Annotated in this window: 5 protein-coding genes; all 5 read left to right on the top strand. The window is 40.4% G+C overall.

Annotation, left to right across the window (positions count from 1 at the left end):
• Positions 1–269 precede the first annotated feature (269 nt).
• The 5 genes from B2400_RS04490 to B2400_RS04470 are packed head-to-tail and all read left to right on the top strand — an operon-like array spanning position 270 to position 6,586.
• On the top strand, positions 270–1,154 hold the full coding sequence (locus B2400_RS04490; RefSeq protein WP_149526459.1) for an ABC transporter ATP-binding protein: 885 nt from the start codon (positions 270–272) through the stop codon (positions 1,152–1,154).
• A complete protein-coding gene (locus B2400_RS04485; protein WP_149526458.1) occupies positions 1,147–4,803 on the top strand; it encodes an ABC transporter permease/M1 family aminopeptidase in 3,657 nt (1,218 codons plus the stop codon). The genes B2400_RS04490 and B2400_RS04485 overlap by 8 nt, the downstream gene beginning before the upstream one ends.
• Before the next feature lie 50 nt (positions 4,804–4,853).
• Complete coding sequence (locus tag B2400_RS04480) at positions 4,854–5,393, top strand: GNAT family N-acetyltransferase (protein WP_149526457.1); 540 nt, start codon at positions 4,854–4,856, stop codon at positions 5,391–5,393.
• Positions 5,372–5,815, top strand: a complete 444-nt coding sequence (locus tag B2400_RS04475; RefSeq protein WP_246172240.1) for a GNAT family N-acetyltransferase — start codon at positions 5,372–5,374, stop codon at positions 5,813–5,815. Before B2400_RS04480 ends, B2400_RS04475 begins: the two co-directional genes overlap by 22 nt.
• 48 nt (positions 5,816–5,863) lie before the next feature.
• Positions 5,864–6,586 carry an AAA family ATPase gene (locus B2400_RS04470; protein ID WP_293931248.1) on the top strand — a complete coding sequence of 241 codons (723 nt, stop codon included), beginning with the start codon at positions 5,864–5,866 and terminating at the stop codon, positions 6,584–6,586.
• Positions 6,587–6,964 lie beyond the last annotated feature (378 nt).

Genomic DNA, 6,964 nt, shown 5'->3' with positions numbered 1-6,964 from the left:
TTCAACCCTTAATTCGCATTACTAACTACTAGATACTATTCTAACCCAATTCAAACCCAATGTTTAACCCTTTCATAACCCTTCTGAAAGGGCTATGAAAGGGTTTTGATTAGGTATTATAAAGGCTTTGACCTGAGGAAGGTAAGTACGATTTATATTCTTCGGTTTATTGATCAAACTATTTGATGCTGGTAGAAAATTATTTATTTTAATTTTTATTGTTACATTTTTGCTTTTAAGGCGACTAACCTAATATAACGACTAACAACATGAACTTAACGATTAGTAATTTAAACAAGACTTATAGTAATGGCGTGAAGGCGCTAGATAATGTTAATTTGACGATAGGGCCGGGGATGTTTGGTTTATTGGGGCCAAATGGTGCTGGGAAATCATCTCTAATGCGTACTATCGCGACTTTGCAGACACCGGATTCGGGCGATATTACCTTTGGAGATATCGATATATTGAGCGATAAGAATGCGCTTCGTCGCGTATTGGGTTATTTGCCACAGGAATTTGGGGTGTATCCGAACTTATCTGCTGAGGAGCTATTGAACTATTTTGCTAATCTGAAAGGAATCAGTGCTAAAGCCGACCGCCAAAAGATTGTTACGGAAGTATTGCAGGTGACAAATCTTTACGATGTACGTAAGAAAAGCGTGAGCGGATATTCTGGTGGTATGAAGCAACGTTTCGGTATTGCGCAGATGTTGCTGAATAATCCGAAATTAATTATCGTTGATGAGCCGACGGCTGGATTAGACCCAGCGGAGCGCCATCGCTTCTTAAATGTTCTTCGTGAGATCGGAGCACAGCATACCGTTATTTTCTCAACACACATTGTGGATGATGTTCGTGAATTATGCCATGAATTGGCGATCATGAATGGTGGCCGTGTGCTGTTCCGTGGTTCGTCAGAAGAAGGGGAGAAGCAGTTGAATGGTAAGATCTGGACGAAGCGCGTTGAACGCAGCGAGTTTGATGCAGCAAATGCGACACATAATATTATCTCTTCGAACTATAATCAGGACAATACGCTCAACATTCGCGTAATGAGCGATGTGCAGCCTGACGAGTCTTTTCGCTCGGTAAGCCCTATACTAGAAGACGTTTATTTTGTAGCCCTTAAAAACGATAGCATCAATGTTTAGTACCATCTTTACTTTCGAAGTAACACGCTGGTTTAAACAGCCTGTTTTCTATGTCTATTGTGTTATTTATTTTGCCTTAGCTTACTTTACGACGATTGCTGCGTTGGGTGCATTCGATGCCGTTTCTGCGACGACATCGACTCCTGTATATGTCAATTCGCCACTAAATATCGCGGGGTTCTTCAATAGTTTTTCTACGTTGATTTACTTCCTATTGCCGACTATTATTGGCGCGGCAGTATATAGGGATTATCTCTATCACGTACATAATCTATTATTTTCTTATCCGCTAGATAAGTTAAGTTACCTGTCGGCGAAATTTCTCAGTGCATTGCTGGTTGTCAGTTTTGTAGCCATCCTTACCATATTGGGTTATTATATGGCTCAATTTCATCCAGGAATCGATAAGAGTATGTTGGGGCCAAATCGTATAGAGGCATATTTCAGTGGATTTCTATTGGTTGTTTTGCCGAACTTTCTTTTGTTCGGAAGTATCATTTTTGCGTTAGTAACCTTCAGCCGAAATATCTACGTTGGATTTGTGTTCGTGCTGATCTTATTGTTATTGCAATCGGTGCTTGATATTGCTACGCAGGATGCGGATAATCGTTATTTGGTTGCTCTGTTAGACCCATTTGGATTCCAGCCTATTACCTATTATACAAAATACTGGAGCGTTGAAGAGCAGAACAATAACCTATTACCCATGTCGGGCGTTATGCTTTACAACCGACTTATTTGGACGGGGCTGGCAGTGCTGATCTTAGGCTTGGTTTATTATAAGTTCTCATTCTCACAATTGGGGATCAGCTTCACACGTTCGAAGTCTTCTGAACGGGTTACGAAAAATAACTTTGGTAGCATAATCAAGATTGATCTGCCAAAGGTCGGCATATCGCATTCTTTTTTCAGCAATTTGAAGTTGAGCTGGCGACTGAGCCACATCGATTTCAAGTATGTGGTTAAGAATTGGACGTTCATTATTCTGTTGCTGATAGCGGCATTATTCGTATTGGCGGTGATGTCTGTCGGAGGTATGCTGTATGGTACGGTTACTTATCCCGTTACATGGCAAGTCTTGCAGACCATGGGTGGAATATACAGTTTTTTCCTCGTGATCATGATCTTGTTGTTCGCCGGAATGCTCATACAGCGGGATCAACAAAGCAATATGAAATTGCTTATTGACTCGACGTCTGTTCCGAACTGGGTGTTATTGACTTCCAAGTATATCGCTTTGATGAAGATGACCATCGTTGTCCTCATCATTAGTATGCTGACCGGTATTATCTATCAAACTTATAATGGTTATTTCAAATTCGAGATTGGACATTATTTATACGAATTGTTTATCCTCGATTACTTGAAATATCTGGTATTGATAGGTTTTGCGTTATTTATCCATGGGTTCTTCCGCAATTATTTTGTAGGGTTTATCGTGTGCTTAATCATTGTCTTAGGCATCCCATTCCTGTCTAGAATTGGTATCGAGCAGGCAATCTATAAATTCAATAACGGCGCTAGCTATCACTATTCAGATATGAATGGTTATGCAGATATCCGTCATTATTTATATTATCGATTATATTGGTTGTTGTTTACAGGTGTATTATTTGCCTTGACATTATTGTTCTGGCGCCGCGGTATCATCTCCAACGTGAAGGATAGATTGCAACAATTTGCACTGCGTTTTAAAGCGCCAATTGTAATCCCGGCGCTGTTGTCGTTGATTGCTTTTGTTGGTTTAGGTTATGCGATTTACTATGTAAATAACGTTGTTTCGACTCGCTATTCCAACAAAGAGAAGGAATTGCAGCAGGTAGATTATGAGAAAAAGTACCGACATTTCCAAGATCTGCCTATGCCGCGCTTGGTTAGTGTATTCGCAAAGGTCGATATAACACCAAAAGACCGACATCTTAAGGCGGAGGGCAATTTTGTTTATGTGAATAAGACGGAGCAGCCTATTGACTCGATGTTTATGCGATTTAATGGATCTGTGAAGACTGAGGTTAAATTGGATCGTCAGATTAAAAATACGGTTAAGGATAGTATTTTGGAAGTCAACATCTATCATTTGCAGGAACCTTTGATGCCTGGTGATTCTTTGAAAATTAAGTATCAACTTACTAGTCTTTCGAATACCTTCTTAATGGATCGCTCGTTGATTTTAGAAAATGGAACATTTTTTAATAACTCCGTTTTTCCATCTTTAGCATATGAAGATGGGGTAGAGCTTGTGGATAACAGAGTCCGTGAGAAGTATAAATTGGCACCACGCGATCGTATGGCAGATCCTCGCGACAGTAGCAAATTGAGGAATACCTACATCTCGAAAGATGCAGATTGGATAGACTTTGAAGCGATCGTTAGTACAAGTCCGGACCAGATTGCGATTGCGCCAGGATACTTGCAGAAGGAGTGGGAAGAGAATGGCAAGAAGTACTTCCATTATAAAATGGATAGTCCGATCCTTAACTTTTATTCGTTTATTTCGGCGAAGTATGAGGTAAAGAAAGAGAAGGTGAATGGCAAGAATATGGAGATTTACTATCACAAAGGACATGATTATAATCTAGACCGTATGATGGCTTCGATCAAAAAATCTTTGGGCTATTACGAGTCGAATTTCAGCCCATATCAGTTCAATCAATTACGTATTATTGAGTTTCCTAGTACGCACGGTACGTTTGCACAAGCCTTTGCGAATACAGTTCCATTTTCCGAGAGCATTGGTTTTATTGCTAAAGTAGACGATGAAAATCCGAATGCAGTAGATTATCCGTACTCGGTTGTGGCGCATGAGTTTGCGCATCAATGGTGGGCGCATCAGGTAATCGGGGCGAATGTGAAGGGTGCTACCATGATGTCAGAGTCTTTATCAGAATATAGTTCTCTAAAAGTGTTGGAGCATACCTATGGTAAGGGGCAGATGCGTAAGTTTTTGAAGGATGCCTTAGACCAATATTTAATGGGGCGCGCGAGCGAACAGTTGAAAGAGAACCCGTTGATGTTGAATGAAAATCAACAATACATTCATTATAACAAGGGATCGTTGGTGATGTATGCCATGAGCGATTATTTAGGGGAGAACGCGTTCAGCAGCATGCTCAAGGAATATATTGCGAAGACAGCGTTTCAAAACCCACCTTATACGACTTCAATCGAGTTTGTGGATGTACTAAGAAAGCACACGCCGGATTCGCTGCAATACTTGATCAAAGATATGTACGAGACAGTAACGCTTTACGATAATGCCATCGAAAATGCTAGCATTAAGCCACTCAAGGATGGTAAATATGAGGTGAGCATGGACTTTAAGGTGTCGAAATATCGCACGGATGAGAAGGGAAAGCGCAGTTATGAAGATGTGAAGGGAACGAAGCTTTCGGAGAAGATGAAAGATAGTGATAAGCGTTCCGTGGAATCATTGCCTTTGCGCGATTACGTTGATGTCGCGATTTTTGGATCGCCGAAGAAGCAGGGGAAGTATGAGCACGAACATGCGCTTTTAGAAAAGCGGGTTAAAGTGGATCGTATCAAAAATCGATTGACCTTTGTTGTAAATGAGAAGCCCATCGCGGTAGGTGTTGACCCATATAACAAATTGATTGATACAGATTCTAATGATAATCGTCATACATTTTAAATGATTGTTCTTTAACTTTGGTAAACACCAAATACCAGAGAGCAATGGAAATGAATGTTAACCTACAGCCTGTGCTAGAGCATGAGCAATATTTGCTGCTCCCATTACAAGCGGATGATTTCGAAGAACTATATGCAGTTGCTTCGGACCCTAAAGTTTGGGAGCAGCATCCTAATAAAGACCGTTGGCGTCGTGACGTATTCACGAATTTCTTTGAAGGCGCTTTAAATAGTGGAGGCGCGTTCAAAGTTATTGATAAAGATAGCATGGCGGTAATAGGCTGTACTCGATTTTACGACCGAGAACCACTGGATGATAGCATTCATATAGGCTACACATTCTACGCAACGAATTATTGGGGTTCGGGAGCCAATCATGCGGTCAAGCGCATGATGCTAGCTTACATCTTTCCTTATGTTTCGAAGGTACTTTTTCATATCGGTGCGGAAAACTTACGCTCGCAGATATCTATCGAGCGCTTGGGCGCAATTAAGATTGATGAGAAGGAAGTAGCCTATTACGGCGAGGGTATTAAAAAGAACTTCGTTTACTTAATTGAAAAAAGCAATTGGCAGAAATTAGAGGGGTAATTGAGCGCTACGAGTCTCAGGATTATAGGATATTGGTTGATATTTGGGAATCTGCTGTAAAAGCTACCCATCATTTTTTGAAGGAAGAAGACTTTTTGTTTTTTAAAGACGCGATACCAAACGAATATCTGCCTCACTTAGAAGTTTATGTATTTAAAGAGGAGTCTATTCTCGGATTCATGGCTGTAAATGAACATCATTTGGAGATGCTATTCGTTGATGATGCTTTCCGCGGCCGCGGTATAGGCAAGCAATTGTTGAACTATGCTGTCGAGGAACTTGGCGTAAAGTCTGTAGATGTTAATGAGCAGAACGAACAGGCTGTTGTCTTCTATCAAAGGCATGGCTTTAAAGTATCATCGCGTACTGAGCAGGATTCCTTGGGAAAAGATTATCCGGTGCTTCTCTTAGTTATCGAGTAAGTATTTCGTATTTTTGGGCTTTATAGAAGTTTGACTCCCCCGTAACGCATGAATATTCAAGACCTTATTATTAAGGATAAAGAACCAGTTAATTTAAATGATGTTTTCCTGAGCGAGGAAAACCGATTGCAGATCCAGCAATTGATTAAAGAACAATTATATGTTGAAGACCTTCAACAATATGGCCTTCCGGTAAACAATAAGGTTTTGCTTTTCGGCAGCTCCGGCTGTGGGAAAACGACAACAGCTAAGGCTATAGCAAATGCTGTGGAAAGACCGTTGATCGTATTGAACCTAAGCAACATCATCAATTCTAGAATTGGGGAAACGTCCCAAAATATTAAGCAGGTATTCGATCGGGCGATTCGCGATAAAGCGGTATTATTTCTGGATGAATTTGATCAGATTGGAAAAGCTCGAGGCGAGGATGAGAACGATGTGGGTGAGATGCGCCGCTTGGTGAATACAATGATTCAGCTGATTGACTACTTGCCCGAGCAAGTGATGCTCATCTGTGCAACGAACCATATCGATATCATAGACTTTGCGCTGATCCGCCGTTTTCAATTGAAGATTAGTTTTGAAATGCCATCCAACGAAGTGTTAGATGCGTATTACGATAAGTTATTGGTTCGTTTTCCTAACGAGTTGCAACAAATAGAACGCCGGTATAACATCTCTTTTGCAGAAGCCAAAGATTACACCTATACGCTTGTAAAAGCGAAGTTAATTGCGGCGCTGGAGGGAAGGCATCAGAAAATTGTTGATTAGATATTAGATATGAGATATTAGATATGAGATATTAGATATGAGATTTTAGACATTAGAGTGTTGTTTGAAAGGAAGCGCGAGATGTGTGTTGTCTTTGAACCGGGGAAGGAAAAGAAAATTTGTCTGAACCAGGAAAGGAAGGATGTAAGGATTAGCAGGATTATTTGTCTTTGAACCAGGAAAGGAAGGATGTAAGGATTAGCAGGATCCTGTTAATCTTTTAATCCTTTCTTTCCTGGTTCAGACAAATTTCCCTTCTTTTCTTCAAGACAAATTTCCCTTCCTTTCTTGGATACATACCTTTCTTTCAAAAGCCGAAATGCAGTGTCTGATATCTAATGTCTAATATCTAAAATCTAAATAACAAAAAAGGCGATT

The sequence above is a fragment of the Sphingobacterium sp. UBA6645 genome (assembly GCF_002455685.1).
Lineage (GTDB): Bacteria > Bacteroidota > Bacteroidia > Sphingobacteriales > Sphingobacteriaceae > Sphingobacterium > Sphingobacterium hotanense.
This window is presented reverse-complemented; position numbering and strand designations above follow the sequence as displayed.